This is a genomic window from Cupriavidus sp. 86D6, from assembly GCF_057815095.1.
Genome location: NZ_JBYPSB010000003.1, coordinates 225,320 through 251,649, shown reverse-complemented (window position 1 = coordinate 251,649; position 26,330 = coordinate 225,320). Strand labels below are relative to the sequence as shown.

17 protein-coding genes are annotated in these 26,330 nt (G+C 66.5%); 8 read left to right on the top strand and 9 right to left on the bottom strand.

Translation table 11 applies throughout. The features are described from left to right. Positions 1-88: 88 nt before the first annotated feature. From pelG to AC3G88_RS10065, 7 genes are read right to left on the bottom strand one after another with little or no spacing between them, the layout of a single operon-like run. Positions 89-1,459 (bottom strand): exopolysaccharide Pel transporter PelG, encoded by a 1,371-nt coding sequence (gene pelG, locus AC3G88_RS10095; RefSeq protein ID WP_092597606.1) that lies wholly within the window; start codon positions 1,457-1,459, stop codon positions 89-91. Between the two features lies 1 nt (position 1,460). Beyond that, positions 1,461-3,062 carry a GT4 family glycosyltransferase PelF gene (gene pelF / locus AC3G88_RS10090; RefSeq protein WP_488772644.1) on the bottom strand — a complete coding sequence of 534 codons (1,602 nt, stop codon included), beginning with the start codon at positions 3,060-3,062 and terminating at the stop codon, positions 1,461-1,463. Next, positions 3,059-4,045, bottom strand: coding sequence for a tetratricopeptide repeat protein (locus AC3G88_RS10085; protein WP_400393885.1), 987 nt, complete (start codon positions 4,043-4,045; stop codon positions 3,059-3,061). Before AC3G88_RS10085 ends, pelF begins: the two co-directional genes overlap by 4 nt. 3 nt (positions 4,046-4,048) lie before the next feature. Then, entirely contained in the window at positions 4,049-5,560 is a 1,512-nt protein-coding gene (locus tag AC3G88_RS10080) for a PelD GGDEF domain-containing protein (RefSeq protein ID WP_488772645.1), read from the bottom strand. Between the two features lie 26 nt (positions 5,561-5,586). Continuing rightward, entirely contained in the window at positions 5,587-6,135 is a 549-nt protein-coding gene (locus AC3G88_RS10075; protein ID WP_488893370.1) for a penicillin-binding protein activator LpoB, read from the bottom strand. A gap of 42 nt (positions 6,136-6,177) precedes the next feature. After that, positions 6,178-10,362: a tetratricopeptide repeat protein gene (locus AC3G88_RS10070; RefSeq protein ID WP_488893369.1), complete on the bottom strand. Its 4,185-nt coding sequence runs from the start codon at positions 10,360-10,362 to the stop codon at positions 6,178-6,180. Then, positions 10,325-13,246, bottom strand: a complete 2,922-nt coding sequence (locus AC3G88_RS10065; protein ID WP_488772648.1) for a bifunctional glycoside hydrolase/polysaccharide deacetylase family protein — start codon at positions 13,244-13,246, stop codon at positions 10,325-10,327. Before AC3G88_RS10065 ends, AC3G88_RS10070 begins: the two co-directional genes overlap by 38 nt. Before the next feature lie 943 nt (positions 13,247-14,189). Between AC3G88_RS10065 and AC3G88_RS10060 the strand changes: the two genes are divergently transcribed. The 5 genes from AC3G88_RS10060 to AC3G88_RS10040 all read left to right on the top strand — a co-directional run bounded on the left by AC3G88_RS10060 (position 14,190) and on the right by AC3G88_RS10040 (position 18,758). After that, positions 14,190-14,393: a cold-shock protein gene (locus AC3G88_RS10060; protein WP_008650922.1), complete on the top strand. Its 204-nt coding sequence runs from the start codon at positions 14,190-14,192 to the stop codon at positions 14,391-14,393. A gap of 124 nt (positions 14,394-14,517) precedes the next feature. Further along, on the top strand, positions 14,518-15,057 hold the full coding sequence (locus tag AC3G88_RS10055) for a BON domain-containing protein (protein ID WP_488772649.1): 540 nt from the start codon (positions 14,518-14,520) through the stop codon (positions 15,055-15,057). 85 nt (positions 15,058-15,142) lie between these two features. Beyond that, positions 15,143-15,991, top strand: a complete 849-nt coding sequence (gene hpnD / locus AC3G88_RS10050) for a presqualene diphosphate synthase HpnD (RefSeq protein WP_488772651.1) — start codon at positions 15,143-15,145, stop codon at positions 15,989-15,991. 74 nt (positions 15,992-16,065) lie between these two features. Beyond that, positions 16,066-18,066, top strand: coding sequence for a squalene--hopene cyclase (gene shc / locus AC3G88_RS10045; RefSeq protein ID WP_488772652.1), 2,001 nt, complete (start codon positions 16,066-16,068; stop codon positions 18,064-18,066). A 5-nt stretch (positions 18,067-18,071) separates the two neighbouring features. Beyond that, positions 18,072-18,758, top strand: a complete 687-nt coding sequence (locus AC3G88_RS10040) for a phosphorylase (RefSeq protein ID WP_488772653.1) — start codon at positions 18,072-18,074, stop codon at positions 18,756-18,758. Positions 18,759-18,845: 87 nt separating this feature from the next. On the opposite strand, the gene AC3G88_RS10035 is transcribed toward AC3G88_RS10040, so the two are convergent. Further along, positions 18,846-19,511 carry a hypothetical protein gene (locus tag AC3G88_RS10035; RefSeq protein ID WP_488772654.1) on the bottom strand — a complete coding sequence of 222 codons (666 nt, stop codon included), beginning with the start codon at positions 19,509-19,511 and terminating at the stop codon, positions 18,846-18,848. A 241-nt stretch (positions 19,512-19,752) separates the two neighbouring features. On the opposite strand from AC3G88_RS10035, the gene AC3G88_RS10030 reads away from it, so the two are divergent. The 3 genes from AC3G88_RS10030 to AC3G88_RS10020 are packed head-to-tail and all read left to right on the top strand — an operon-like array spanning position 19,753 to position 22,824. Beyond that, positions 19,753-20,742, top strand: coding sequence for a Bug family tripartite tricarboxylate transporter substrate binding protein (locus AC3G88_RS10030; protein ID WP_488772655.1), 990 nt, complete (start codon positions 19,753-19,755; stop codon positions 20,740-20,742). A 34-nt stretch (positions 20,743-20,776) separates the two neighbouring features. Next, positions 20,777-21,976 carry a CaiB/BaiF CoA transferase family protein gene (locus AC3G88_RS10025; protein ID WP_488772656.1) on the top strand — a complete coding sequence of 400 codons (1,200 nt, stop codon included), beginning with the start codon at positions 20,777-20,779 and terminating at the stop codon, positions 21,974-21,976. Further along, on the top strand, positions 21,973-22,824 hold the full coding sequence (locus AC3G88_RS10020; RefSeq protein ID WP_487522848.1) for a citryl-CoA lyase: 852 nt from the start codon (positions 21,973-21,975) through the stop codon (positions 22,822-22,824). The genes AC3G88_RS10025 and AC3G88_RS10020 overlap by 4 nt, the downstream gene beginning before the upstream one ends. A 28-nt stretch (positions 22,825-22,852) precedes the next feature. On the opposite strand, the gene AC3G88_RS10015 is transcribed toward AC3G88_RS10020, so the two are convergent. Continuing rightward, positions 22,853-26,320: an ImcF-related family protein gene (locus tag AC3G88_RS10015; protein ID WP_488893368.1), complete on the bottom strand. Its 3,468-nt coding sequence runs from the start codon at positions 26,318-26,320 to the stop codon at positions 22,853-22,855. Positions 26,321-26,330 lie beyond the last annotated feature (10 nt).

The following is a 26,330-nucleotide window of genomic DNA, read 5'->3' as shown; positions in this document are numbered from 1 at the left end:
ATGAAAACGTGGCGCGCCGCGAGGCCACCGCGGGCGGGAAGCAGCCGGGGCACTGCCACGCTGCGCGGCGGCCCCGGTACATGCCGGCTTACTGCAGCATGTAGGTTTCGTACTCGAGCCGGTCGAGCTTGCGGTCCAGCAGGTACAGCGACAGCGCCACGACGATCAGCAGCGACACCGCGAAACCATAGCCGTACCAGGCCGGCCCCAGCGACAGCGTCAGCCGCGTCAGCACGAAGTTCAGCACCACGAACGTGCCGGTCAGCATCAGCACCTCGCGGCGCCGGTCCAGGTAGAAGTAGATATTCAGCACGCCCAGCAGCACCACCTGCAGGCTGGCGCCGATCACGTCCACGTAGAGCAGCGGCAGGTACAGCTCCGAGATGCCCAGCAGCCGCAGCAGCCAGCCCCCCACCACGAACAGCAGCAGCGACGCGATGGCCTGCACCTTGACGATCTCGTACAGGCCCAGGCGGATGGTCTGCACCATCGTATTGCGCATGTCCTCGATGTGCTCCAGCGAACTGCCGCCGCGCACCGCGTTGTAGAACGCGTCGTAGTACTCCACGAAGTCGGTCTCGATCCGCACCAGGAACACGGCCATGCCCGGGATGATGGCCAGGTAGGCCAGGAACACCGGGATGTCATAGATGATCGACGCATGCAGCGGGCCGATCACGGGCTGGCCCGTGGACGGCGCGTACCAGAACATGAACTTGTCGATCCAGATGCCCAGGTTGTAGAACAGGCCGATGGCGATCAGGCTCGGGTAGGCAAAGCGGCGCTGGAAGACCTCGAACGACATGAACCGGTGGCTCGTGTAATTGCGGTAGATCAGCGTGATCATGCCCACCAGCAGGCACAGCTGGCCAAACACGAAGCCGCCCAGCAGGCCCTCCAGCCCATGCGAACGCAGCGCCAGCGCCGCCAGCACGGTGATCGTGTAGCCGACGAAGAACGTCCATACGATGGCCTTGTACTGCTTCATGCCCGACAGGAAGATGGCCGCGATCCAGATATTGCTCATGATCACGAAGCCGGCCATCATCTGCAGCCGGTACAGCACCGACTGTTCCGGGAACGCCCAGACCGCGCAGGCCAGGCCGATGGCGCCGGCCAGCGCCGTGCAGAGCAGCGCCACGGCGTGATAGTTCGACAGCACCAGGTCGGCGCGCTTCTCGAACAGGCGGTCCGACGTGAAGCGCGTAAACGACAGCTGCATCGGCCCGGTCAGGATCAGGCTGCACGCTATCAGATACGTCACCGACACCTGGAACTGCGTGATCAGCGCCCCGGGGATCACCCAGCCGATCGACAGCAGGCCGATCAGCAGGATGCCCAGGATCGACAGCACCCACGGGCCCGAGCTGATCACGCCTGCATACGCGTACGCGCTGAGCATGCCCGACAGGCTGTCCCGCCGGAGCATCTTGCGAAGTTCGAATCCAATACCGGCCATCTCAGCGTCCTCCTGCCTGCGCGCCGTGGTGCACCGGGCACTTCGCGGGGCTGGCGCCGCCATGCGCGCGGCGCGTGTTGTCCGGCATCGCCATCAGCCCGGTATAGAGCGTGCGATAGCTGCCCACCATCTGCTCCTGCGTGTAGTACTTTTCCACGCGCGCAATGCCCGAGGCCTGCGCCGCGTGCCAGCGGTCAGGATGCTGCAGCAGGCCCAGCGCGGCGCCGGCCAGCGCGGCCGGATCGGCAATGCGCACCACGTCGCCCGCGGCGCCCAGCGCGGCGTCGTCGCCGGGCAGGCCAAACACCAGTTCGCTGCACGATCCCACGTCGGTGGTCACGCATGGCACGCCGGCGGCGAACCCTTCGAGCACCACCAGCGGCAGCGCCTCGGAGATCGAACTCAGCACCAGCACGCCCACCTTCGGCAGCAGTTCGTCGATCTTCTGGAAGCCCAGGAACCTGACCTTGGCTCCCAGGCCCAGGCTTTCGGCCAGGCTGCGGCATTCGCGCGCGTATTCGGGGTCCTCGTCCTCGGGGCCGGCAATCCAGCCTTCGGCCTCGGGGTACTCGCGCACCACGGTCAGCATCGCGCGAATAAAGGTCTTGATGTCCTTGATCGGCACCACGCGGCCGATCAGGCACAGCACCGGCGGCACGCCCGGCGCACGCTTCTCGCGCAGCGCGGACAGGCGCGGCAGGTTGATGCCGTTCGGGATATTGCGCGTGCGCTCGGCCATCGCGCCGTCCAGCACCTGGCGGCGGCGGTTGCCCTCGTAGAGCGCCGTGATCTCGTCGCCGGCCTCGTAGCAGACGCGCCCCAGCGTTTCAAAGAAGCGCACCCAGAGTTCGCGGAAATAGCTGATCTGGGAAATGTCGCGTTCGAAGATGTTGCGGTTGTCGCGGATCCACTGGCTCTGGAACAGGTCGATCTTGCGTTCCTTGGTGTAGATGCCGTGCTCGGACACCAGCAGCGGACGGCCGTTGCGGTGGCGCAGCATCGCGCCCAGAAAGCCGGCGTAGCCAGTGGACACCGTGTGGTAGACCCTGGCCGGGATCAGGCCGTCGGCAATCCGCACCAGCTGCCACAGCGGCTTGTGCATGATGCGGATGGTCCAGAAGTAGTCCGTGAACGACGGGTCCGTGCAGAATTGGCGGTACTGGCTCGTGATCGTGTCCCAGGCCCGCTTGCTGTACAGGAACGCGTCCTCGGACAGCGCCCCGCCCTCGCGCAGCTGCGGCATCAGTTCGCGGATCAGCTCGCCGGCCTCGGCTTCCTTGCCCGGCTCGCGCAGCAGTTCGTGCAGCGTGTCCGACTTGTCGAACGCGCGCGCGTCGCCCGCCGTGCCATGCACCAGCGGTGGCGGCGGAAAGTCGTACAGGAAATGGGTCTCCAGGTGCACGACGTTGCCGGGCAGCGGGTAGGCCATGTCGCCATAGTCCTCGCGGCGGCTGCCAATGAAGACGATGCCGAACCGGATATCGGGAAACGCGCGGATCATCTGGTTGACCCAGCTCGACACGCCACCGCTTACATAGGGGAACGTGCCTTCCAGCAGCAGCATGACGTCGGCGGACGTTCCCTTGACCAGAATTTCGCTCATGATTGCCAGTACCGCAGCAGAGGCCGCACCAGCGGGAGCGGCGAAGGACTGTCGAAAGCCGCCATCAGGCGGCGCACCGCGGCATAGTCGCGTTCCTGATAGGCCGCTTCCGCCAGCAGCGGCAGCACGCGCTCGCGCGCAAAGCCCAGCGTCTCGGCGCGGCCCAGGAAGTCGCGCGCCTCGCCGGGCGCGTGGCGTGTCAGCGCCAGGCGGCCACGCATGTACCACAGGGCCGCATTGCTGTCGTCGATCTCCAGCGCGGCACTGGCGTAGCGTTCCACCTGGCTCGCCGTGTAGCGATACACATCGCCCTGCACCAGGTTCTGGTAGATCAGTTCCCAGTACAGGTCGGCCAGGCGCTTGTTGATTTCCAGCCGTGCCTGCGGCGTATCGGCCGATTCCAGGCGCGGCAGTTCGGCCAGGATCTGCTGCGTCAACTGCTTTTCCGCGCCGTCCAGCATGCCGTAGGCCAGCAGGCGGATGTCGTCGGTGCTGTCGGCCAGCAGTTCGCGCAGCACGGGGCTGGCCGTGCGCGTGGGCATCGATTGCATCGCCACGAGCGCCGTCATGCGTTCCGGCAGCGGCGCGCGCGTGTTGCCCAGCTGGGCGCGCAGGCGCGCACCGCCGCCATGCGTCACGCGCTGGATCAGGTGCGTCACGAATTCGGGCAGCGCCACCGAGGCAATGCCGGCGCTGTCGCGCCGATGCGGAAACAGCTTCGAGAACAGCAGGCTGCCCAGGCAAACCAGCGTGCCGCCAAGCGGCACGAAGAAGCAGAACGCCGCCATGTACGCGTAGCTCCACCCGAACGGCGTACGAAAGCGCCGCGGCAGCAGACGCCACACCGCCAGGCCGAGCAGCCCGGCGGCGACGGCCTGCAGGCCCAGGAACGACAGCAGCAGCGGCAACCCCGTGCCGCCGTGAAACAGCAGGTACAGTGCCGCGATCTGCGAGGCGGTGCCACCGATGGTCAGCTTGCCCATGCGTCAGCCCGCCTGCGTCTGTCCGGCCGACGCGGCCGCGCCCGGTCCGGGGGGGACAGCGGCACTGACCGCCGGCTTGACGGTGCCATCGTTGCCATCGGTGCCGTCCTTGCCGTCAAGATGGCAGCGGTGCAGCAGGCGCACCAGCGCCTCTTCGGCACCGGCGGCCGGCACCGGCAGCGTGTAGACACCGATGTGCGCGCTGGCGAAATCGGTACCGAACTGCGCGCGCAGCATGTCTTCGATGCGCACCAGGTAAGCCGACACCGCCTGGCTGTCCGACAGCGGCATCAGCGTCAGCATGGCACGCTGATGCACCCCGCGCGCCGGCCAGGCCACGTCCAGCGCCCGGCGGCTGCGCACCACCTGCTCGAACAGCGCGTCGCGCGCTTCGTCCAGGTCGAACACCAGCGCCACCACCGAACTCTGGATGCCGGTCTCGCGGCGCAGACGCGACAGGCGCGCATAGTCCAGCGCGAACGCGTACGGAATGGCCGGGGCCAGCTCCTGGATGCCGTGCGTGGCCTGGGCATGCTCCACGCCGTCGGCGTAGTAGCCCATCAGCACCATCAGCAGCTGCAGGTTTTCATAGGTCAGCGACAGGAACGGCATGCGCTCCACGACCAGCACGCCGATCAGGCGGTCCGAACCGGCCAGCACGGGCGCCACGGCCACGTAGCGCGTTTCGGCGTCCTGCTGCAGGCCCGTGGTGCGCAGATGCGCGAGTTCGCGCGTCTCCAGGCAGTGGCGCACTAGCGGATCGTTGACGTCCAGTGCGAAGTCGGGACCGATGGCGGCAACCGCCCCGGGCACGACGCGCTCGCCCGTGCACGCGAACAGCGCGGCCCCTTCGATCTGGCACGCCTGTGCCACCACCTGCAGCATCGGCTGGGCGCCGGCCAGCAGCTCCGCCTTGCTGCCGCGCGCGGCGTCCTGCATGGCCACGGCACGCAGCTGCGACAGCGTGTCGCGCAGCGTGGTCGGGCGGGCCAGCAGATCGTTCTCCAACCGGGCGTGCGAAATGCGCAGCAGGTAGTGGTTCTTGGTCAGCGCGGAGAGCCGCTCGTCCAGGTAGCGGTTCACAGCGCGTGCGCGCGCCAGGCGCGTGTTCCACACGTCGCCGAACTGGCCGGTCACCAGCACCAGCAGCAGGCCGCCCAGGAAGAACATGCGCGGGAACGCTTCGCCATGGCTGCCCATGGTGTCGAAGAAGAACCAGCCGCCCAGCAGCATCAGCACCGCCCCCACGCCCACCAGCGTGCCATAGCGCAGCGCCAGGATCACCGGCAGCAGCCATGCCCACGGAAAGCCCAGACCCAGCAGCAGCGGGTTTTGCGGCAGGATCGCCCAGGCGATGGCCATGGCCACCGCCATCACGACGATCATCTCCAGCACGGCGGCCGCGCCGCCTCCCGCGGGCGCCAGCCAGCGCGCATAGCGCCCGCCCAGGCCAATGCCCTGGCCCTGGCGGGTCGCCTGACGCTTGTTATCGGCGGTGTTAGCCACGCTTGTCACCCGTCCTTTTGTCTACCCGGTTCAACTCAACCCTGCATCAAGGGTGCCAGCAGGCGGCGCAGCAGCTTCTGGGCGACGCCCGACAGCGACTCGCGGCTCCAGCCGGCGTTGCTGCCCGTGGCCGACCACACCACCTGGCCGCTCGACACGTCGATCAGTTGCAGCGAGATGCCCACAGCCGGTTCGCCATCGACACCCACCTTGTAGCGCCATTCCTGCACGGCGCCCGTCAGCGCGTAGCGCGCCCGTTCGCCGCGCGCCCATTCCAGCGTCTTGCTCACCGACTCGCGCTCGGCCGGCTCGAACAGCGTTTCGGGGTTCAGCGCCGCCGGATAACGCTTCAGGTTGGCCACGCCGCCCGTCTTCAGCAGCGACTCGGCGATGGCTTCGGCGCGCAGACCCGCCTGCGGCGTTTCGGTGTAGTTCACGATCGGCAGCACGGCCACGGTATCGCCGGCAGCCATCGGCGGCGCGCGGCCCACGTCGGTCACGGCGCAGCCAGCCAGCCACATTGCGGCGCCGGTTGCCACCACCCATGCCATCAGGCGACCCATGCGGGTATTGGTCTTGTTCATCTTCGATCCCCCTCGTTACCTTGAAATCCAGTCAATTGTTCATCAATAGAGCCAGCGATAACGCAGGCCAACTTCGGTCAGCGGCGTTCCCGTGGTGCGGGCCGCGGTGTCGTGCGAGACGTACAGCGACAGATGGTCGTTGCCGAACACCGATCCCGCCACGCCCACCTGCCCGCGGAAGTTGTGCCCCGCGCGCGTGTCGTACAGAGCACCGGCTTCCATGAAGGGCCGCCACTTGCGCGTGTAGTCGTCGATCAGGTCGGTGCCGAACCCGAACAGCACGCCGGCCTGCGTGAAGCTCTGCGGCATGTAGAACGCCGGGGTGGCCTCGTCATCCCCGGCCGGCAGCAGCCGCTGCATGGTCGGCGACAGCGTGCCGCCATTGGCACTGTAGATGCCGCGCGTGCCGACGATGCGCACCGTGTAGTCCGGATACTGCGTGCGGATGCGATAGCCGGCCTCGACGTCGAAGACCATGCCATGGCCCAGCGCGGTGCGGTCCTGACCGTGGAAGTGGTTGTACTGGGCGCGGCCGCTGATGAACTCCCGCAGGCCCAGGCGCCACGTGGCACCCAGTTCCACCACATCCTTCATGCCGCCCACGCGCAGCTGTGCCGATTCGTCGGCCGGCTGGTTGTAGCCCACCGTGCCCGTGTACTGGATGCGCCCTTCCTGGTTCCAGTTGCCGGTCAGGCGTGCCGTGGTGAAGTTTTCCAGGCCGTCACGGCGGCCAATCCCGAGCAGCCAGTTCTTCTGGCTGTCGCGATAGCTCAGCGCCAGTTCGGCACGGCGGTCCGATGCCGGCACGTTGTCCAGCTGCGTGCGGTCGGCGCTGCGCTGGTCGCGGAACACGCCGCGCAGGTTCACCGCATAGCCGTCCCACAGGCGCGCGCCGCCCGCCAGGCTGTACTCGTAGTACTCGAGCGGCTTCTGGCGCTGGAACGTGACGCGCGGCTCGATGGCCTGGGCATTGAACAGCAGCGCATCTTCCAGCGTCTGCTGGAGCGCGTCGTCGGTACGGGCCAGCTCCTGCGTTTCAAACGCCTGGGTCTGGGCGGTAGACAGGCGGTCGAGCTGGCGGTTGGCCTCGATCTGGTTCGCCACCGGCACCCGGCCCGCCTGGCGCTCCATGATCCGGTCGAGCTGGTCCATGTCGTTGCTGTCCAGCGCGATGGAAATCTCGGCATACGCGGGCCGCTGCATGCGGTCGGCATACTGCCGGGCCAACCACGCCCGGGCCAGATCGTTCGATTCGGACGACATCGCCCAGGCCAGCGCCACCTCGCGGCTGGCTGCCGATATCTGGCCCTGGCGACGGCGCTGTGCCTCGGTCAGCGCGGCCGGCGGCACCGCGTCCAGCGACGGCAGCCCCGGCACATTGCCCAGTTGCGACGGCGACTTCGCATCGCCCGGCGCGGCGCGGCGTGCGGCCACTTCGGCACGGTCGCGGCGCAGCATCTCGATGACCAGGCTGCGCGACACATCGCCGGACGCAAAGATCTGGCCCAGCGCCACCGTCTGGCGGCGCAGGTCGCCCCGTGCCGGACCATCCTGTGTGTCGTCTTCCGTGTCGCCGTCTTCATCGTCGCTTGCCGATGCATTGGCCCAGTGCTGGCCCCCCGCAGCCCACGCGTGGTGCAGGTCGATCCACGCCTGCCTGCGGATGCGCCAGGCCGTCGATGTCTGCCCGATGGCTTCGTACGCGTCGGCCGTGAGGCCCAGCCAGAGCGGATCGGCGTTCTTGCCCTGCTGCATCTTGCGCAGGTAGTGCAGCGCGGTATAGCCGTCCTGGAAGCGCATGGCGCCCGCGGCATACGCGCCCCACAGGCCCGGGTCCTGCTCGGCACTGGGCTTCAGTCGCTGCATCACCGCGCGCACTTCGCTGTCGGTGCCACTGTCGACGAGCGCCCACAGCAGCGCGCCGAAGGTCTCGCTGTCCGCATCGGGCTGCGCGGCGGCACGGCGCAGGTCGGCCAGCGCGCGGTCGCGGTTGCCGGTCAGGCGCCAGTATTCGGCGCGACGCATCAGGAACACCGCCGACGATTCGGCTTCGCTGCGCTGCTCGGGAGGCAGGTCCGCCAGCAGCTGGTCGATACGGCGCCAGGCATGCGCGCGGGTGTAGTAGTACACCGCGAGCTGGAACTGGTCGAACTTGCCGTTCTTGCGCCAGCTTGCTTCGGCGATCCGGCCCGCGTCGATGGGCGAGCGGTCGTAGTACGCAATCAGGTTCGAATAGTCGGCCTCCACCGTGTCGCGCACCTCGGCAATGCAGTCGTTGCGGGCGGCACCCGGCGGAAACTGCATGCAGTGGTCGTCACGGGTCTCGGCCATGGCGAACATCATCTGGCGATAGCCGTCCTTGAGCAGATCGTCGCGTTGCGTCAGACGGGCCAGCTCGGTGTACGTGCGCCAGTACAGCAGGTCCTGCGGGCCCGCCTGCTTGCGCGCCGGCAGCAGCGCATCCATCGCTTCATTCAGACGGCCCCGCACAAACAAGATATTGGCGCGCTTGACCGCGTATCGCGGCCGGGCGCCAAAGCGTTTCTCGAGCTGACCGTAGAGTTCGAAGGCGCGATCGTCCTTGCCCGCGCGCTCGGCCAGATCGGCATTGCGTTCCATCGCCTGGCGGCCGTTCGGGCCGTTTGCCAGCGTGTCCAGGAAGGCCATGCCGGCCTCCGGCTCCCCCAGCCGCTCGTAGGCAGCCACCACCTCGTCGATGGTCTTCAGGTCGCCGCCCGTGGCACGGTGACGCAGCGCGGCCAGGTAGGCGCGATCGTCGTTAAGGCCCGGCGCCAGGCGCATCACGTTGTTCCAGGCGCGCTCGTCGTTGGTCGCCTGCGCGTATTCGAGCCAGCTCTGCAGCGCGATCATCGGCTGGCGGTTCCATTCGGCTACCTGCGCCAGCCGCTCGCGCCAGACGGGCTCGTTCGGCAGCTTGCGCACCGCCGTCCGCGCCACGTCCTGGGCCTGGTGGAGCTTGCCCGCCGCCAGGAACACGCGGTAGGCCAGGTCGTAGTCGTCGGCGTTGAACGCCTTGCCGGCCGCCACGGCTGCAGCCACTTCATCCTTGGCGGCGGCCTGGGCCTCGGCCTGCGTCGGATTGCCCGGACCCGGCTTGGGCGTGGCCTGGGCCGGCATCGGTGCCTGCGCGGCCTGCACGTGAACGCGGCGCAGGCCGAAATCGCCCATCCGGTCGCGCATGGCAACGCCGCGCGGGCCATCCAGGAAAACATCGCCCCGGGCCAGCCACGGCTCGGTGTCGGACACGCGACGCACTTGGGCACGTGCGGCATCACGGCGCAGCGCCGCCAGCGCGATCTGCGCGGCGCCCGACGGCTTGCCGGCCGACAGTTTCAGCAGCCGCTCGACGTACTTCGCCGCCACGTCCGGCTTGTTGGCGGCCAGCGCCAGCCTGGTCAGGTAGCGCAGTACGTCGGGATCTTCGAGCAGCCTGGCGCCGCGACGCTCGGCTTCCACCAGCGCCTCATCCAGCAGGTTGCCCGCCTGCAGCGTCTGCAGCGCCTGCAGGAACAGCGTGCGCTGTTCGTACAGGTTCTTGCTGCGCGCCTGCGCGTCGAACAACGCCTGCGCGGAATCGCGATAGTTGCCGCCGGCCAGGGCGATGCTGGCCAGTTGCCGGTTGTAGAAATCGAGATTGGCGGGATCGCGCCTGCCCAGCGCGCGGAACAGCACGCTGGCCGCGTCGGCATCGCCGATCTGGCGCGATTGCGTGGCCAGCGTCTGCAGGTCGGCCAGCGACCAGCCGCGCATGGCGCCGTCGGCGGTGGCCTGCTTGAGCAGGTCCTTCATCAGCGCCAGACGCTCGGCACGCTCGGGTGATTCGGGCTGCGCCGCATAGGCGCGCTGCTGTGTGATCTCGATACGCGTGCGCAGGATATGGCCGGTCATGTCCTGCCCCTGCACGGCCATCATGCGTTCGAGCATTTTCTCGGCGTCGTCCAGGCGGCCGCTGCGCGCGTACTGCTCGGCCAGCACGCTCATGAAGCTCGTGTCGTTGGGGGCCACGCGCGACCACGCCTCGAGATAGGCGACGGTCAGGCCGTCAACCGTACGGCCCTGGCCTAGCAGGCGTTCGCGCAGCGTTTCGCGCGGAAACATCAGCGCCAGGCCCACCCCCACCATCGCGGTAAAGGTCAGAACCAGCGCCGGCGGCAACAGCCGCTCGCGCTCAGGCGCCGCAGCGGACTTCGACTTGTTGCTGGACATGGATCGGATCATTCACCGCAGGGGTATCGAAACGCAGCGTGTTGTTCTCGCGCACGCCGCGAGCGGGCTTGCCATCGACGGTGACGCTGCACTGGCCGGCATTGGCAAGCCGGAAGAACGGCTTGTAGTAGCCGGAGAAAGCAAAGCGGGTGGTGCCCCCATCGCGGTGCCAGTCACGCACCAGGCCGTTGGCCTCGGGCAGTTCGGGCACCGCCTGCGTGGCGGCCGGCACAACGCTGAAGCGCGCATGGCCGCCGTCCAGGTGCACATAAACGCCGCCGCCCGGGGCTGGCGACGAACCGGTCACGCCTTGTGCCGTGGCCACGTCCGGCACACCGGCGCCGACCCAGCGCAGGTTGCGCAGGTTGCCGTCGCCACGCACCACCCATGCGCCGCTGGCCGGGGCGCCATCGGCGCCGTCACCGAGTTCGCGTGCCACGGCCATGTCCTGCCAGTCGAGCACCTTGAGCACGTAGTCCGTGGAGTGCATCGGCAACACATTCTGCGTCAGCACGTAGTCGTACACCTTGCGCAGCGCCTTCAGCGATGCCGCCTTGGTGCCCGCGTAGCTGTGGTAGTAGATGTTCACGGCCTTGAAGCGATATGGCTTCTCGGTCATCTCGTAGGTCTCGATCACGCGCTCGAAACCGTAGTACGGGCCGCGCCACAGGTTCGTGTAGACGTTCTCGTTCTGGTTGGTCGCGAATACCTGGAACGTGTTGTCGGCCTTGTGGATACCGAGCGGCGCGATGGCGGTCCAGGTGGGATTGCTGCGCGTGATCAGCGTGTCGCCGCCGTTCATGTTCAGCACGCCGGCGGCATCGGCCAGCTTGATGGCTTCCGGCGGCGCCTGGCAGTCGCCGGGCCACAGCAGCATCTTCACCGGCTTGTTCGGCGACAGCACCTTGTTGATGTAGTCGATGGAGCCGCCGATCTCGCGGTTCAGGTCCATCTTGTAGCCGGGGATGGCCAGGTGGAATTCCTCGTCGCCCTCCGTGACCCGCGCGTCGCTCTGTTGACCGGGCACCGTGCGGCCCCACTCGAACGGGTGCGAATAGGTGTGGCTGGCCACCTCGACATACGGCTGCGCGAAGATCTTGCGTGCAATCGGCTCCAGTTCGGCGGTCAGCTTTGGGTACATGCCCGACTTGCCGACCTCGCCTTCGATCACCGACATCGTCATCGGCAGGCGATAGCGGTCGAAGATTTCCCGGAACAGCACCTCGCCGGCGAAACCGCCGCCAGGAATCTCGGCCTTCGAGGCAAACCCGTCGCCGTCGATATGGATCGTCAGCAGGCGGCGCCCGCTTTCGGTGGTGGTGTCGGGCACCGGCATCGGACGCAGTCGCAGGGCCTCGCGCAGGAAATCGAGCGGCTGCACGATCCAGCGGTCCTGGTCGCTGGAGGAATTCTGGCGGATCGCGTAGTTCTGGCGGACGGCATAGGGGCCGGTCACATAACCGCCCCACCTGGTGATGGCCGCGGCGTCGTAGGTCAGCGTACCCGCGCGCAGGCGCAGCAGCGAGCGCGTGTTGGCAGCGCCATCCTGCACCTGCACGGCGACTGCCTCGGTGGCATCGGGCGCCACGGGCTGTTCGAAGCCCATCATCTTGTCCTGCGACACGATCTGCACCGGGCTCGATACGCGCCCCTTCACCGCCTTCAAGCCCAGGCTGCGCAGCAGCGGGCTGTTCGCGGGCATGCCGAAGCCGTTCATGAATGCCACCGGCACACCCTGCCCGCTCAGCTTTTCGAGCCAGGCCTGGTAGCGGGCTGCGTTGCGCGTGAAATAGCCGTTGGACCAGACCACCACGCCCGCATAGCGGTCCGGCGTGATCTCCGGCAGCGGATCACGCGTCTCGGCAAACTCGACGCGATAGCCAAGGTAGTTCAGCGGCATCGACACGAAGCGCACGCCTTCGCTGTTGTCGATCGACACGCCCGGCTGGCTTTCCTGCAGCACCAGCACGCGGCGCGGCAGCACCTCGATCTGGCCGACGCCCACCGTCTGCAGGCCGGAATCGGTCACGTACGGCGTGATGCCGAGTGCGCGGATACGGCGCGCAGTATCGCGCTGGCACGTGCGGTCGGCCGGTGCGCAATAGTCGATCGAGATGACCGGCAGCTTGTACTGGTCACGAATGATGCGGGCCTGGTTCAGCAGCCAGTCGCGGTCCTGCTGGCTGACCTCGGTATAGGCGCCCTGCGCCTGGTTCCAGCCGCGGAACAGCGATTCGAATACCACGCCATAGGCCAGCGCATGCACCTGCGGCAGGATTTCGAAGCCGCGGTTGAACAGCAGCTTCGCATCCGGATAGCGGCCCTTGATGGCCTGGATCACCCGCACCATGCCGGCTTCCTGCCTGGCGCGCTCGGCGTCGGTCCGGGCCACCAGGTGGTACGAGTCCATCGTGTCGATGAAAAAGCCGCGGTAGCCGCGATCCCACAGCGGCGCGATCACCTTGTCGACGTAAAAGGCGGGCCAGCCATCGGCGGCCTGGTCAACCACCCGGGCATTCCAGGCGTCATTGCTGCCGGTGAGCCAAGACTGGGGGATGTCCCTGAAGTACGCGCGGCTGGGCAGCACTTCGCCCAGGCTCACGTAGGAAAACCATGCCGTGTTCGGGGTCTTCGCCTGGCGCGGATCGAAACCGCTGTCGGGTTCGACCACGGCCACGTCGAATGCCTGCAGCAGATCGACGGGCGGCTTGCTGCCGTAGTGGAAGGCGACGTTGGGCGCGGCGGGCGTGCTGGCTGCCCGGGCGGCCTTGGGTGCCACAGGAGCCTGGGCCGCCTCGGCTGCCTGCGCCAGCGCATCGGCCGACGGCGTCAGCGCGGCCAGCATCACGGCACCCGCCGATGCGACGACGGCCACGGCCAGCATCGCATGCCGGCAAACGCGCCCCACGGCGCGGCGTGGCGCATCGCTGCCAACTTCATGGAAAAGTCCCCGGATTAAACGCTGCAATGGCTTCACTCGTTGTTGTCCGCTTTTTCTTTGTTGGTATGGCGCGCGGTACGTCGCCGCGCGTCCGCCGCATCCGCTTCCTGGCGTCGCGGGCCCCGCATTATGCCGTCGCCCCGTCGGAACTAGTGTTTTTACTAATTCACGGGCAGGTCGGATGCTAGGCCATTCGCCGGACCGAGATTGTCAAAAATTGTGCCGACGCCGTCCTGTCATGCGGCCGACACAGGCGCGTGCCACCCTGCCCGGTTCTGGTATGGCATGGGCCTGCTTTGAAGAATGACGCGGCAGGGAAATGCGGCAGGAAGACGGCCGGCATGATGCCGGCAGCGGGCGCGGCAAGGCCCGCGTGCCAAGGACTGGCTAACTATGTGATGACATCTGATTCCCCGTTCACGGATCCGGTGCCTGGTGCCCCGGGATTTTTCCGGCTCGCGCGCATCGCTGCGGCAACCGGTTTTTGGTATGACGCGCATTGTCACGGCATCATCCATTGGTAGCCATAGTCCATATGGAGTAGCGTTGGCGGAACGGTTTTGTGGCATATATGGCAGCGTGGTGCCGCCGGGGGTTACGGCTGCGTACCAACTGTCGATACCACAGATACGGAAATGCGTGTCATACCGCCAGGCGATTCAGTCTGATGTCAGACAAACCCCCAAATGATCTAGAAATCTCTAATATCTGCTGTTCGCATGCCGAAATACCGTTAGGGGGATAGTCTGATTGACACGCGAAAAAAAACCGTCAGAATGGCTGCTCGCATGTGCACCGGCCTGTAGCGTTATTGCTCCGGTTCGTTGTGGGCAACATGCTTGGTCGGGCAATCACGCTCATTTGAAATTCAAGGTTGGATAGATATATGGAAACCGGTACCGTTAAGTGGTTCAACGACGCCAAGGGCTTTGGCTTCATCACCCCGGACGCAGGCGGCAACGACCTGTTCGCGCATTTCTCGGCGATTGAAGGCAATGGCTTCAAGTCGCTGAAGGAAGGCCAGAAGGTCCGATACGTGAAGGCCATGGGCCAGAAGGGCGAGCAGGCCACGAAGATCCAGGCCATCTAAGCCTGAATCGCCGGGCCAATTATCTGGCCTGGGAAGCCCCGCTTCGGCGGGGCTTTCTGCTTTTATGCCGCCGATAATGTATTGCCTTGCTGACGTTTCGACCGGCTGGTCGATTAATAGGCGAATGGTATGGATTGTCGCGATTGCGTTTGTCGCGCTATTTATCGTGGCGACAAAAATCGTGCATGCTCAATCGCTGCGCAACTATGGCAATGACCCGTTCGTGCGCGTTTCCAGTGCCGTTCCGGGTTGTCCCGAACCAGCCGGGCCACGGATTTCCGAGGACGACTGGAAACGCGAGGCACACCACCGCATCGAGGAAGGCAACCACTGCTATGCGGAAGGCCGCTGCCGGCTGGCCAACGCATACCAGTACGACACGGAAATCGCCGAATCGCTGCAACGGCGGCTGCAGGACCTGCGCCGCACGCTGCCTGCCTGGCAAAACAGTTCGCTCTGGATCATGGTGCGCGGCCGTTGGCTGACGGTGCAAGGCTGCGTGGGAAAGGATTTCGACCGGCCGGCCTTCGTGGCCGCGATGCGTGAAATTCCCGACGTGGAAAAGGTGATCGACCAGACCACGGCCACGCCGTCACGTGGCGTTCCCTACGCGCGATACCCGGCATCGGGCGCCTCAACCGTCACAAATACCCCGAATCGGTGATGTTGCTATAATCGCCCGACCCTGAAAACCCCTAACCGGGCGGCTTCCCATAGACCGCCTGATATATAGCGTGCCGAGGAAACCCGTGGCCGGTTCTGAAATCGCAACGCCTGGCGCTCCGCTCGCCGGACCCGCCGTGTCTTCCGGTAGCTCGTTCCATACCGCCATGCGGATCCTGCCGCCGTCGCAGCGTCAGGCCATGTTCGAGATCTACGCGTTCTGCCGCGCCGTGGACGACATCGCCGACGGCGACACCCAGCACGCGGACCGCCTGGCAGCCCTGGAAGACTGGCGCGCAGACATCGCAGCCTGCTACGCGGGCAACGCGCCCGCCGCGCTGCGCTCGCTCGACGAGCAGATCAAGGCATTCAACCTGCAACAGCAGGACTTCCACGCCGTCATCGACGGCATGATCATGGACGTCGTCAGCACGATCGTGGCGCCCGATGCGGCCACGCTCGACCTGTATTGCGACCGCGTTGCCAGCGCGGTTGGCCGCCTGGCGGTGCGCGTGTTCGGCCTGGACGAACAGCCGGGCATCGAACTGGCGCACCACCTGGGCCGCGCGCTGCAACTGACCAACATCCTGCGCGACCTGGACGAAGACGCAGAAATCGGCCGGCTCTACCTGCCCGCCGAGGCGCTGGCCGCCGCCGGCATTCCGGCCGGCACCCCACGGGCCGTGATCGATCATCCGTCGATCGATACGGTCTGCCGCGGCATTGCCCGCGACGCCCAGGCACATTACGACGCGTCGGCCGCCATCATGGCGCGCTGCCCGTCGCGCGTGGTGCGCTCGCCGCGCATCATGTACGAGGTCTATCACGAGATCCTGACGCGCCTGCTGACCCGTGGCTGGCTGGCCCCGCGCACGCGCGTGCGCGTCAACAAGGCCAAGCTTGCCTGGATCGTGCTGCGGCATGCCATTGCGTGACCGCATGTTTTCTGCCGATGTGATGCACGCGGCCGTGGCCGCCGCATTGCCATGAGAGAAGTGCCCCCGAATTGATGAACCAGGCTGCAACCATCACCCGCCCTCATGACGACACGCTGAACCGGCGCTCCACCGAGGCGTCCCTGCCCGACCCGCTCGACGACGGCATCGCGCACGCCGTGGATGCGCTGCTGGCGCAGCAGCAGGCCGACGGCCACTGGGTCTACGAACTCGAAGCCGATGCCACTATCCCGGCCGAGTACATCCTGATGGTGCACTACCTGGGCGAGACCCCCGACCTGGCACTGGAAGGCAAGATCGCCAACTACCTGCGCCGCATCCAGAATGCCGACGGCGGCTGGCCGCTGTTCCACGCGGGCGGCTCCGACGTCAGCGCCAGCGTCAAGGCGTACTTCGCGCTGAAGATGGCTGGCGACGATCCCCAGGCCGAGCATATGCGCCGGGCACGCGGTCGCATCCACGCGATGGGCGGCGCCGAGGAAAGCAATGTCTTCACGCGCACGCTGCTGGCACTGTACGGCGTGATGCCGTGGCAGGCCGTGCCGATGATGCCCGTGGAAATCATGCTGCTGCCCGAATGGTTTCCGTTCCATCTGTCGAAGGTCTCGTACTGGGCGCGCACGGTCATCGTGCCGCTGCTGGTGCTGAACAGCCTGCGGCCGCAGGCGCGCAACCCCCGCAAGATCGGCATCGACGAACTGTTCCTGCGCCCCTGCCAGGCCGCCCGCCTGCCGCGCCGGGCGCCGCACCAGAGCCCCATGTGGGTGGGCGTGTTCCGCGCGCTGGACGCCGTGGTACGCGTGGTCGAACCGCTATTTCCGCGCAGCATGCGCCAGCGCGCCATCGAGCGCGCGCGCGCCTTCACGGTCGAGCGCCTGAACGGCGAGGACGGCCTGGGCGCGATCTTCCCGGCGATGGTCAACTCGGTGCTGATGTTCGACGTGCTGGGCGTGCCGCCCGACGACCCCGACCGCGCCATTGCCCGCAAGTCCATCGACAAGCTGCTGGTGGTACGCGATGACGAAGCCTACTGCCAGCCGTGCCTGTCGCCGGTGTGGGACACCTCGCTGGCGGCCCATGCCCTGCTGGAAGTGGGCGAGCCGCGCGCGATAGCCGCGGCATCGCGCGGGCTGGACTGGCTGGTGCCCTTGCAGGAACTGGAACTGCGCGGCGACTGGACCGTGCGGCGCCCGAACGTGCGGCCCGGCGGCTGGGCCTTCCAGTACAACAATGCGCACTACCCCGACGTGGACGACACGGCCGTGGTGGCCGCCGCGATGGACCGCGCCGAGCGCGGCGACTGCTCGAACCGGTACACGCCCGCCATCGCGCGCGCCTGCGAGTGGGTCATCGGCATGCAGAGCAGCAACGGCGGCTGGGGCGCGTTCGAGCCCGAGAACACGCATCTGTACCTGAACAACATCCCGTTCGCCGATCACGGCGCGCTGCTGGACCCGCCCACCACCGATGTATCGGCGCGATGCCTGGCCATGCTGTGCCAGCTTGGCCAGATGCCGGCCAATAGCGAACCGGCGGCGCGCGCGCTGCGCTACGTGCTCGACGAGCAGGAGGCCGACGGCAGCTGGTTTGGCCGCTGGGGCACCAACTATATCTATGGGACGTGGAGCGCCCTGTGCGGCCTCAACGCGGCCGGCATCGGCGCCGACGCGCCGGAGATGCAGCGCGCCGCGCAGTGGCTGGCGTCGATACAGAACGCCGATGGCGGCTGGGGCGAATCGGGCGACAGCTACAAGCTCGAGTACCGCGGCTACGAGAAGGCGCCCAGCACCGCATCGCAAACGGCGTGGGCCATGCTGGGCATGATGGCCGCCGGCGCCGGCGATCACCCGGCCGTGGCGCGCGGCGTGGAATACCTACTGCGCACCCAGGCGAGCCACGGCTTGTGGGACGAGCCGTACTTCACGGCAGTAGGCTTCCCGCGCGTGTTCTATCTGCGTTACCACGGCTATTCGCGCTTTTTCCCGCTCTGGGCGCTGGCGCGCTTCCGCAACCTGTTACGCGACGGCAACCACGCCGTGGCCTGGGGGCTGTGAGCGCCGTGGCATCCCCGCAATCGCCGGTCCTGGTGGTCTGCGGCATGGATTTCGAAGCCCGCATCGCGGCCAGCCCCGATGTGCAGACGCTGTACGGCCAGCGCGGCGTGATGCTGGCGCGTGCGCTGGATATCCGCCTGATGCAGGGCTGCGCCGGCGTCATCAGCTTTGGCGTGGCGGGCGGCCTCGATCCCACGCTGCCGCCCGGCGCCGTCATTGTCGCCACGGCCGTGCGCAGCGGTCAGACGTCGTACAGCACGGCGCCCTACTGGACTGCCGCATTGCGACGTGCCCTGCCCCACGCCGAAAGCGGCCTGCTGGCCGGCTCCGACACACCGGTGCTGACCGTAGCCGACAAGACGGCGCTCCATGATTCGCATGGCGCCCTGGCCGTCGACATGGAATCGCATATCGCCGCACGCGCCGCCCAGACGCTGGGCATCCCGTTCGCCGCGCTGCGCGTGGTGATCGACCCGGCCGACCGCGCCGTGCCACCGCTGGCATTCGCCGGCATGGCCGAAGACGGCAGTACCGACGTTGGCGCGGTCGTCCTCGGACTGCTCAAGGCGCCGCACCAGCTCGGCGGCTTGCTGCGGCTGGGCCGCGACGCTTCGATTGCGAAGAAGGCGTTGGCGGAGGCGCGTCGTGCTGTGGGCGCCGGCTTTGCGCTGCCGGCTCCCGTGGCTGTTTGAGGCGGCGTTTCGAGCCTGTTCCCAGAAGTCGCCGAGCCAAGGGGTAACACCGTTGGGCGGCGCACAAAAGGCCGCCGTGGGCGCTACTCACATAAGACTCATCTTCGCACCCGAGAAATACCACAGTAACCCTAGTGGAATCGCGGCCAGGAGAATGACACCGTCAGCTGCCACGGTCAGCGGCGTCAGAAGAATCTTTGCCTGCTTAGCCCCTCGGGACCATTCCACAACCGTGATTTCGTAGGATCGGTTTAGCTGCTTGAGATTGGCCGGCAATTTGAAGTCGCGCGCGAGATAACGTTCGCCCGAAATTTCGTAACGCTTGCGGGCCTCCGTCTTTGGCCCCTTGAATCCAAGCGATAGCGCCTTGGCATACTCCTGATCGTCAGGATCGTTCAGCGTCAGCCAAACGGTGCCGGACGCGATGCCGCCTGGATGAATATCGAACGTAGAGAACCGAGCACTGAGCTTCCGGTGCAGTGGTAAACGCAGAAGGTCGGAGAATTCCGGCTGCACGTCGAAGATGTAGTGGTATGTGGGGGCGATCACTACGAGCTTCTTGCCATCTACGGTCAACATGACCTGGTCGATAATCTCCTTGTACTCGCCACTGCGTTCCAGTCGGACCGCATCGGACAACATCGCACCGGTACAGCCCGACACGCCAGGCAAAGACAGCATGGAGAGCATCAGGATGCGTCGGCTTCTGGAGACTTCAAGACGGTTCGGTGACGGCGGGATCGAACGTTGCATGATTGGATAGCCCCTTCAAGGTGAGCGCCGTGATGAACTCGGCACAAGGATCGAAAGGCTATCGAGACTCCGGCCAAAGTTCGATCGGCAAACAACGAAATCCACGCACTGCGCATTCAGGCCGACTGCAGCAGCTACGGCCAAGCCCCGCTTGACAGCCCTCCCCATCGCTCCTATTCTCACGATCATTCCTTCTTTAAGATCGTTGTTCTGTACAATAGAACATAAAACGGAGACAAGCATGACCCGTCTGCCCTTGCGCCGCAAGTTTGCGTACACGTTGCTGGCCCTCGCCGCCGCCCCGGCGCTGCTGTCCGCGCCCGCCATCGCCGCCGACGCCTACCCCGCGCAGCCCATCCGCCTGGTGGTGCCGTTCCCGCCGGCGGGCGGCACCGACGTGCTGTCGCGCCTGGTGTTCAACAAGGTGGGCGTCGCCACCAAGTGGACCGTGGTCGTAGAAAACCGTGCCGGCGCGGGCGGCAATATTGGCCTGGACCTCGTGGCCAAGGCGAAGAACGATGGCTACACCATCGGCATGGGGCAGACCGCCAACCTGGCGATCAACCCGACGCTGTACCCCAAGATGCCCTATGACGCGGTGAAGGACTTCACGCCCGTGGCGCTGGTTGCCGCGCAGCCGGTGGTGCTGATCGTGCGCCAGGACGCGCCGTACAAGACGCTGGCCGATCTGGTGAACGCCGGCAAGACCAAGCCGCTGTCGATGGCATCGGCCGGCACCGGCACCGTGGGCCACCTGACGGGCGAGATGTTCCAGCGCCGCGCCGGCATCAAGGCACTGCACGTGCCGTACAAGGGTGCGTCGCCCGCGCTGACCGACCTGATGGGCGGCCAGACCGATTTCTACTTCGCCACGCCGCCCATCGCCATGCCGATGATCAAGGCCGGCAAGCTGCGCGCGCTGGCTGTGACATCGGCCAAGCGCGTGGCGCTGCTGCCCAACGTGCCAACCGTGGCGGAACAGGGGTATGCTGGTTTCCAGGCCGAGGACTGGAAGGCACTGGTGGCACCGGCCGGCACGCCGGCCGATGTGGTGGCCAAGCTCAACGCCGAAGTCAACAAGGCGCTGAAGGACAAGGACACGATCACCAAGCTGCATGACGAAGGCAGCGAGCCGCGCGGCGGCACGCCGGCAGAGCTGGCCACCTTCATCAAGAGCGAGAACACGCGCTGGGGCGCGATCGTCAAGGAATCGGGCGCTCGCGTCGATTGATCCGCGCCGACTAACCATTTCCTGGCAGAACCGTATGCACAAGCCGCTTCGCAATATCCGCGTGCTCGACCTCACCAACGTGCTGGCCGGGCCCTTCTGCTGCCACCAGCTGGCCCATATGGGCGCCGAGGTCATCAAGGTGGAAACCCCGGGCACCGGCGACTTGGCGCGCCAGCTGGGCGCCGACGCCGAACTGAACCGTAACCTGATGGGGGTGTCGTTCCTGGCACAGAACCCCGGCAAGCGATCGATCACGATCAACCTCAAGCACGCGCGTGGCAAGGAAGTGTTCCGCAAGCTGGTGCAGAGCGCCGACGTGGTCGTGGAGAACTTCCGCCCCGGCGTGATGACCCGGCTTGGCCTGGGCTACGACGACCTGAAACCGGTGAATCCGCGCCTGATCTACTGCGCGATCTCGGGCTTCGGCCAGGACGGCCCGCTGTCCGACCTGCCGGCCTACGACCAGATCATCCAGGGCATGTCGGGCGTGATGAGCATCACCGGCGACAAGGACAGCGCGCCGCTGCGCGTGGGCTATCCGGTTTCCGACACCATCGGCGGCATGACGGCCGCGTTTGCGATTGCGGCGTCGCTGGCCGACCGCGACCGCACCGAGGGCTATTTCCTCGACGTGTCGATGCTCGAAGCGACCATGGCCACCATGGGCTGGGTGGTGTCGAACCACCTGGTGGCCGGCAAGGACCCGGTGCCGATGGGCAACGAGAACATGACGGCCAGCCCTTCGGGCACGTTCCGTACCGGGGACGGGCCGCTCAACATCGCGGCCAACAAGCAGGAACAGTTCGAGGCCGTGTGCCGCGTGGTGGGCCGTCCCGATCTGGCCGGCGACCCGCGTTTTGCCGAGCGCCAGTCGCGCCTGGCCAATCGCGCCGCGCTGACCGCCGAACTCGAAGCCGAGCTGGCGAAGAAGCCGGCCACCGAATGGTGGCAGTTGCTGAACGAAGCCGGCGTGCCTGCCGGCCCGGTGCTGAAGGTGCCCGACGTGCTCGCGCATCCGCAGGTACGCGATCGCGGCATGATCGGCGACTTTGCCAACGTGCCTGGCGTGGGCCGCGACATCCGCCTGCTCCGCACGGGCTTCAAGGTCAATGGCACCGCACCGTCGGTGGATACCCCGCCGCCGCAGCTGGGCCAGCATACCGACGACATTCTTGGTGAACTCGGCTACGCGGCCGACGACATTGCCACCCTGAAACAGGAGCGCGCACTATGAGCGAAGCATTTCCGATGGACGCGGGCCGGCAGGCCTCACAGGACTGGTGGCGCACGAAGATCATCGACATGAAGCCCGGCGAGATCCGCTACAGCGGCTACCCGATCGAGCAGTTGATCGGCAACGTGTCGTTTGCCCAGATGATCTGGCTGATGCTGCGTGGCGAACTGCCCGAGAAGCGCCAGGGCGAATTGCTTGACGCAGCCCTGATGGCCGCCGTCGACCACGGTCCGCAGGCACCCAGCATCGCCATCGCCCGCATGGCCGCCACCTGTGGCGTGGGGCTGAACAACGCGATGGCTTCGGCCGTCAATGTCCTGGGCGACGTGCACGGCGGCGCCGGCGAGCAGGCCGTGGAGCTGTATCAGGACATCGCGCGGCGCTTCGACGAAGGCGTGCCGTTCGACGACGCCGTGGCCGCTGGTCTGGCAAACTACCGCGACCTACACGGCAAGTTCGTGTCAGGCTTCGGTCACCGCTTCCACCCGCTGGACCCGCGCGCCCCGCGCCTGCTGGCGCTGGTGGACCAGGCCGCCGACGCGGGCGTGGTCTCGGGCCGCTATGCCGCCATCGCACGCGCCGTGGAAAAGAAGCTCGGCGAAGGCCGGGAGAAGCCGATCCCGATGAACATCGATGGCGCCACCGCCGTCATCTACGCGGAACTGGGCTTCCCGGCACCGCTGGCGCGCGGCCTGTTCTGCCTGTCGCGCTCGGTGGGCATCCTGTCGCACGCCTGGGAGCAGACCCAGCAGGGCGGCCGCAACAAGGGCCCGATCCCCCGGCAGTTTCTGTGGACATACGACGGCCACCCGCAGCGGGATGTGCCGACAGGAGACCCTGCGGCCTGATGGCTGCGTGACGACCGCCTGACGGCCACTACGCGCGGGACGCCGGCGCGCCCCCCGACGCCGGCGCCTGATCCGTGAAGATGCGCGAAGGCAATACGAAGTTGCGCAGCCATAGCATTTCCAGCGGTCCATGGCCGACTTCCGAGCGCAGCAGGTAGCGAATCGGATACGTCATATCCGCTGGCGCGGCCTCACGCGGCAGGCGGGCGTTCAGGCTTTCATTGTCACCGCCTCCGTCACTGCGTACGCCGGTTTCGGCAACGGCCTGCCAGCTCAACTGGAAAGTTGCGCTATCGACGGGCGTAACGCTCGCCCGCTCCAGCATCCGCACGAACCCCCAGGCGCCGGCAAACTCATGATTCTTGCTCGCTCCAGCCGTCTCGGTCTGCCATTGCAGGCGGGTGCCAGGGTCCTGCAGATTGTCGGATGGCCAGCGCATGGACATCCAGGCTTCCTTCTGATTGAAGTAATGCAGCGGCCGGTTGTCGACGATCAGTAGCGTATCGGTCAGGCCCGGTGTCGGGATCGGCTTGAGATGGAAGCGGTAGCGCGGTTCGCCCTGTGCAAGCATGTGCGTGGCGATGCGCTGCAACGTGTTGATACGCCGCAGAAACTCCGGATCGAATGCGAGCGACTGCCCGCCTGTCGTGGTAGGCACCCATTCATCGCCTCGCAGTTCCAGCACCCCGGCAAGCTGGGTCGACAAGAATGCAGGGATCAGCCCACCCTGCGGTCGCAGAAAGCGCGCCAGTTCCGGTAGCGACGCGTCGTTTTCCGTGTCGAAGAACGGATAGCGGCCTGCGAACGAGCGTGTCCATGCCGTGGCAACACCCAACCGCCAGCTTTCATTCAGGCTCGCCTGCGCCGGCTGGACGATAGCCTGGCTGGCCTGGGCAATCGGCCGCACAAACAGCGCGTTGCCCATGCCGGCCCATTGGGCGCCGAGACTGGCCGCCATCCGCTGCGCATAGGCTTGCGTATCGGCCAGCTCCGAGGTCTTGCCTTGAAACAAGGCCTGTGCCATCTGGCGCGCCTGCGCTTCGGCATCGCTGGCCATGGCAATCTGCTGCAAATGGAGTCGAACCGCCGTCACGCGGTCCATGAACCGCTGCAGGCTCAACTCACCACTACCGGCATTGCGGGACGGGTCTACAAGGCGCATCACCGGGCCGAATGCGGCGTGCAAGGGACCGTCCGGATCGGCCCTCGATTTCACGGGTGCCGGATCGTTGCCGCTCAGGATTTCCCGGGTCTTGTTGACTAGCGTGTCCGACAGTGACGCGCTTCGCGTACCGGCTCCGCCCTGGTACTCCAGCGCACGGATCAACGCCATGACGGGCGACTGGCGCGCATCCGCCATCAGTTTCAGCTGATCGGCCACGCCGGGCAGCGTTCGGGCCGGCTCCCATTGCAGGCCGTTCATGAACTGCTGCCAGTGCTCGGCATAGTCGGCAAAATAGCGGTCCGCCAGCGCCTTGCGGATCTCTGCGGGCGTTCCACCCGGGCCCTTGCCGATGGGCAACTGCTGTCCCACCGCGAGCGTCCAATCGCCCGCCACGTCCTGTTCGGTGGCGGCCTTCTCCATGGCGCCGGCCACGTAGCCCTCGAAGGCCTGCCGCGTAAAGACGCCAGGCACCACGGCGTCGCTTCGCAGCAGCCCGCGCGTATCGGTCCCCGCCGCGAGCGACGCCAGCGTCTGATCCGGATACTTGTTGCCAACGCCCTCGATCATGTTCCGATAGGTGGTATCGACGGCGTTGCGCTCGCCCATGACGGCCAACAGCGTCTGACGTGCCCCATGGATCAGTTCGGCGCTTGCGGCGATGCGCCACTCCGGATTCGCCTTCAGGTGCTGGACGAAGAATCTGGAAAATCGTTCGCCATAGTCTTGTTTGAGCGCCGGGCCGATACGCGCGTCCGTGGACCAGTGTCGCGCCAGTTGTCCGGCAAGAAACGCCGGATCGGTGCGCTCGGGGTGCGCCAGCATCAGGTAGGCCTTGAGCGCGTCATGCCCCGCCAGTGCCCACTTGCTCGTTTCATCGCTCAGACCAGCCGTCGGCAAGCGGGACAAGTCGGCCAGCGACGCTTCGAGATCCCGCACCACAGGCCGGATCAGGATTTCACGGCTGGCCTTGGCATACGGCTGCATCAGGGCGGCCAGGACATCGGCGTCGCGATTCATGCCGAAGCGCATCAAGACAGGCGCATGGTGGCTGGCGCGGTACGCGTATCGCGCAATCTGCTGCTGCATGACATCCAGCGCGTTCAGTCGCGTGGCCGCATCGGACACGGATTCCACGTCACGCACCGCCTGGCGCGCAACCCGGATGTCGGTGTCTGTCTGCAGGCTTGAGAACATCATGCCGGCCGTCCATATCCCGATGCCTGCCAATACGAGACCGGCTCCGGCCGTCAAGGGATGCCAGACGGCGCGGCGCCCCGGCCTGCGTTGCGCCACATCGGCAATGTGTTGCCACACCGACAAATCCGCCGCCGTGCCGATGCTGCGGCTTTTGTCGGGCACAGGCACGAACACGATGCCACGCACGCCCATCGGCTGCCGTGCATGGCCTGCCACAGCGGCTGACATGGCGATCAGCTTGTCGACCTGGCGGCCCAGTTCCTGGGACAATCGGCCGAGATGGCGCGTGCACACATCCATCGGCCATCCATTCAGACTCCAGCACGCCAGTCGATGTCGCAGCGCATGCAACGCGACTTCGACATCCGAAGCGTTGGCGCGCTCGGGAATCTCGCAACCGACAAGCGGCACCTCGGCAGAAGGCAGCGCAATCGTCTGCCCCGCCTGCATCGCGAATATCGGCGCGGACCAGCGCAGGACATCGGCAATACGTAGCCGCCAGGCAGAAAGGATTTGCGCCTGCCTGCCCTGCAGTGCCTCTGGCGTATGCCCGTCGAACAGCATGGCGAGGGCATCGAGCGGCCGCCAACGCCGCAGTCGGCGGAATTGCCTGAGCCACGCGATATCTGGCTGACCATCCTTGTCGTACTGAGCCAGCACCAGCACCGCATCAGGCGTGATAAGCCAGCCCTGTGCCTTCAGTTCTGGCAGCAGCGCGGCGACAGTCGCGCGAGCATCCGCATCGGCATCCACCAGCAGCAACCAAGGCTGGCGATAACGCCAGCGCAGCCCGTACTTGTGGCGCAGCGCATCACGCAACGTGGCCAGCGACGGCGCAAGGCTTGGCGGTGCCGGGCGCTTTGGCGCCAGGGCCGCCTGGGTTGTATCCGCCATACTGGATTGGCGGGTGTTCAGCCAATCCCGGACATGGCGAATCGCTTCCATCCAACGGACCCCATATTGGAATGACACGGCGATGGCCAGCAACAACGCGGCAAATGCCACGCCGGATAGCCATTCACTCCGGCGCTCGGCCGTTTCAATGCCGAGATCCTTGCCCCAAACAAGGATCGCACCACCGACAAGCAGTGCGATCACGAGAATGGACAGGACATCAATTCGCAGCTTCTTCATCGATGGAAAG

What these genes read in the sequence shown, in the direction of transcription:
- pelG (WP_092597606.1), bottom strand. Translation starts at nt 1,459, where the DNA reads ATGGCCGGTATTGGATTCGAACTTCGCAAGATGCTCCGGCGGGACAGC.
- pelF (WP_488772644.1), bottom strand. Translation starts at nt 3,062, where the DNA reads ATGAGCGAAATTCTGGTCAAGGGAACGTCCGCCGACGTCATGCTGCTG.
- AC3G88_RS10085 (WP_400393885.1), bottom strand. Translation starts at nt 4,045, where the DNA reads ATGGGCAAGCTGACCATCGGTGGCACCGCCTCGCAGATCGCGGCACTG.
- AC3G88_RS10075 (WP_488893370.1), bottom strand. Translation starts at nt 6,135, where the DNA reads ATGAACAAGACCAATACCCGCATGGGTCGCCTGATGGCATGGGTGGTG.
- AC3G88_RS10070 (WP_488893369.1), bottom strand. Translation starts at nt 10,362, where the DNA reads ATGTCCAGCAACAAGTCGAAGTCCGCTGCGGCGCCTGAGCGCGAGCGG.
- AC3G88_RS10065 (WP_488772648.1), bottom strand. Translation starts at nt 13,246, where the DNA reads ATGCTGGCCGTGGCCGTCGTCGCATCGGCGGGTGCCGTGATGCTGGCC.
- AC3G88_RS10060 (WP_008650922.1), top strand. Translation starts at nt 14,190, where the DNA reads ATGGAAACCGGTACCGTTAAGTGGTTCAACGACGCCAAGGGCTTTGGC.
- AC3G88_RS10055 (WP_488772649.1), top strand. Translation starts at nt 14,518, where the DNA reads ATGGTATGGATTGTCGCGATTGCGTTTGTCGCGCTATTTATCGTGGCG.
- shc (WP_488772652.1), top strand. Translation starts at nt 16,066, where the DNA reads ATGAACCAGGCTGCAACCATCACCCGCCCTCATGACGACACGCTGAAC.
- AC3G88_RS10035 (WP_488772654.1), bottom strand. Translation starts at nt 19,511, where the DNA reads ATGCAACGTTCGATCCCGCCGTCACCGAACCGTCTTGAAGTCTCCAGA.
- AC3G88_RS10030 (WP_488772655.1), top strand. Translation starts at nt 19,753, where the DNA reads ATGACCCGTCTGCCCTTGCGCCGCAAGTTTGCGTACACGTTGCTGGCC.
- AC3G88_RS10025 (WP_488772656.1), top strand. Translation starts at nt 20,777, where the DNA reads ATGCACAAGCCGCTTCGCAATATCCGCGTGCTCGACCTCACCAACGTG.
- AC3G88_RS10020 (WP_487522848.1), top strand. Translation starts at nt 21,973, where the DNA reads ATGAGCGAAGCATTTCCGATGGACGCGGGCCGGCAGGCCTCACAGGAC.
- AC3G88_RS10015 (WP_488893368.1), bottom strand. Translation starts at nt 26,320, where the DNA reads ATGAAGAAGCTGCGAATTGATGTCCTGTCCATTCTCGTGATCGCACTG.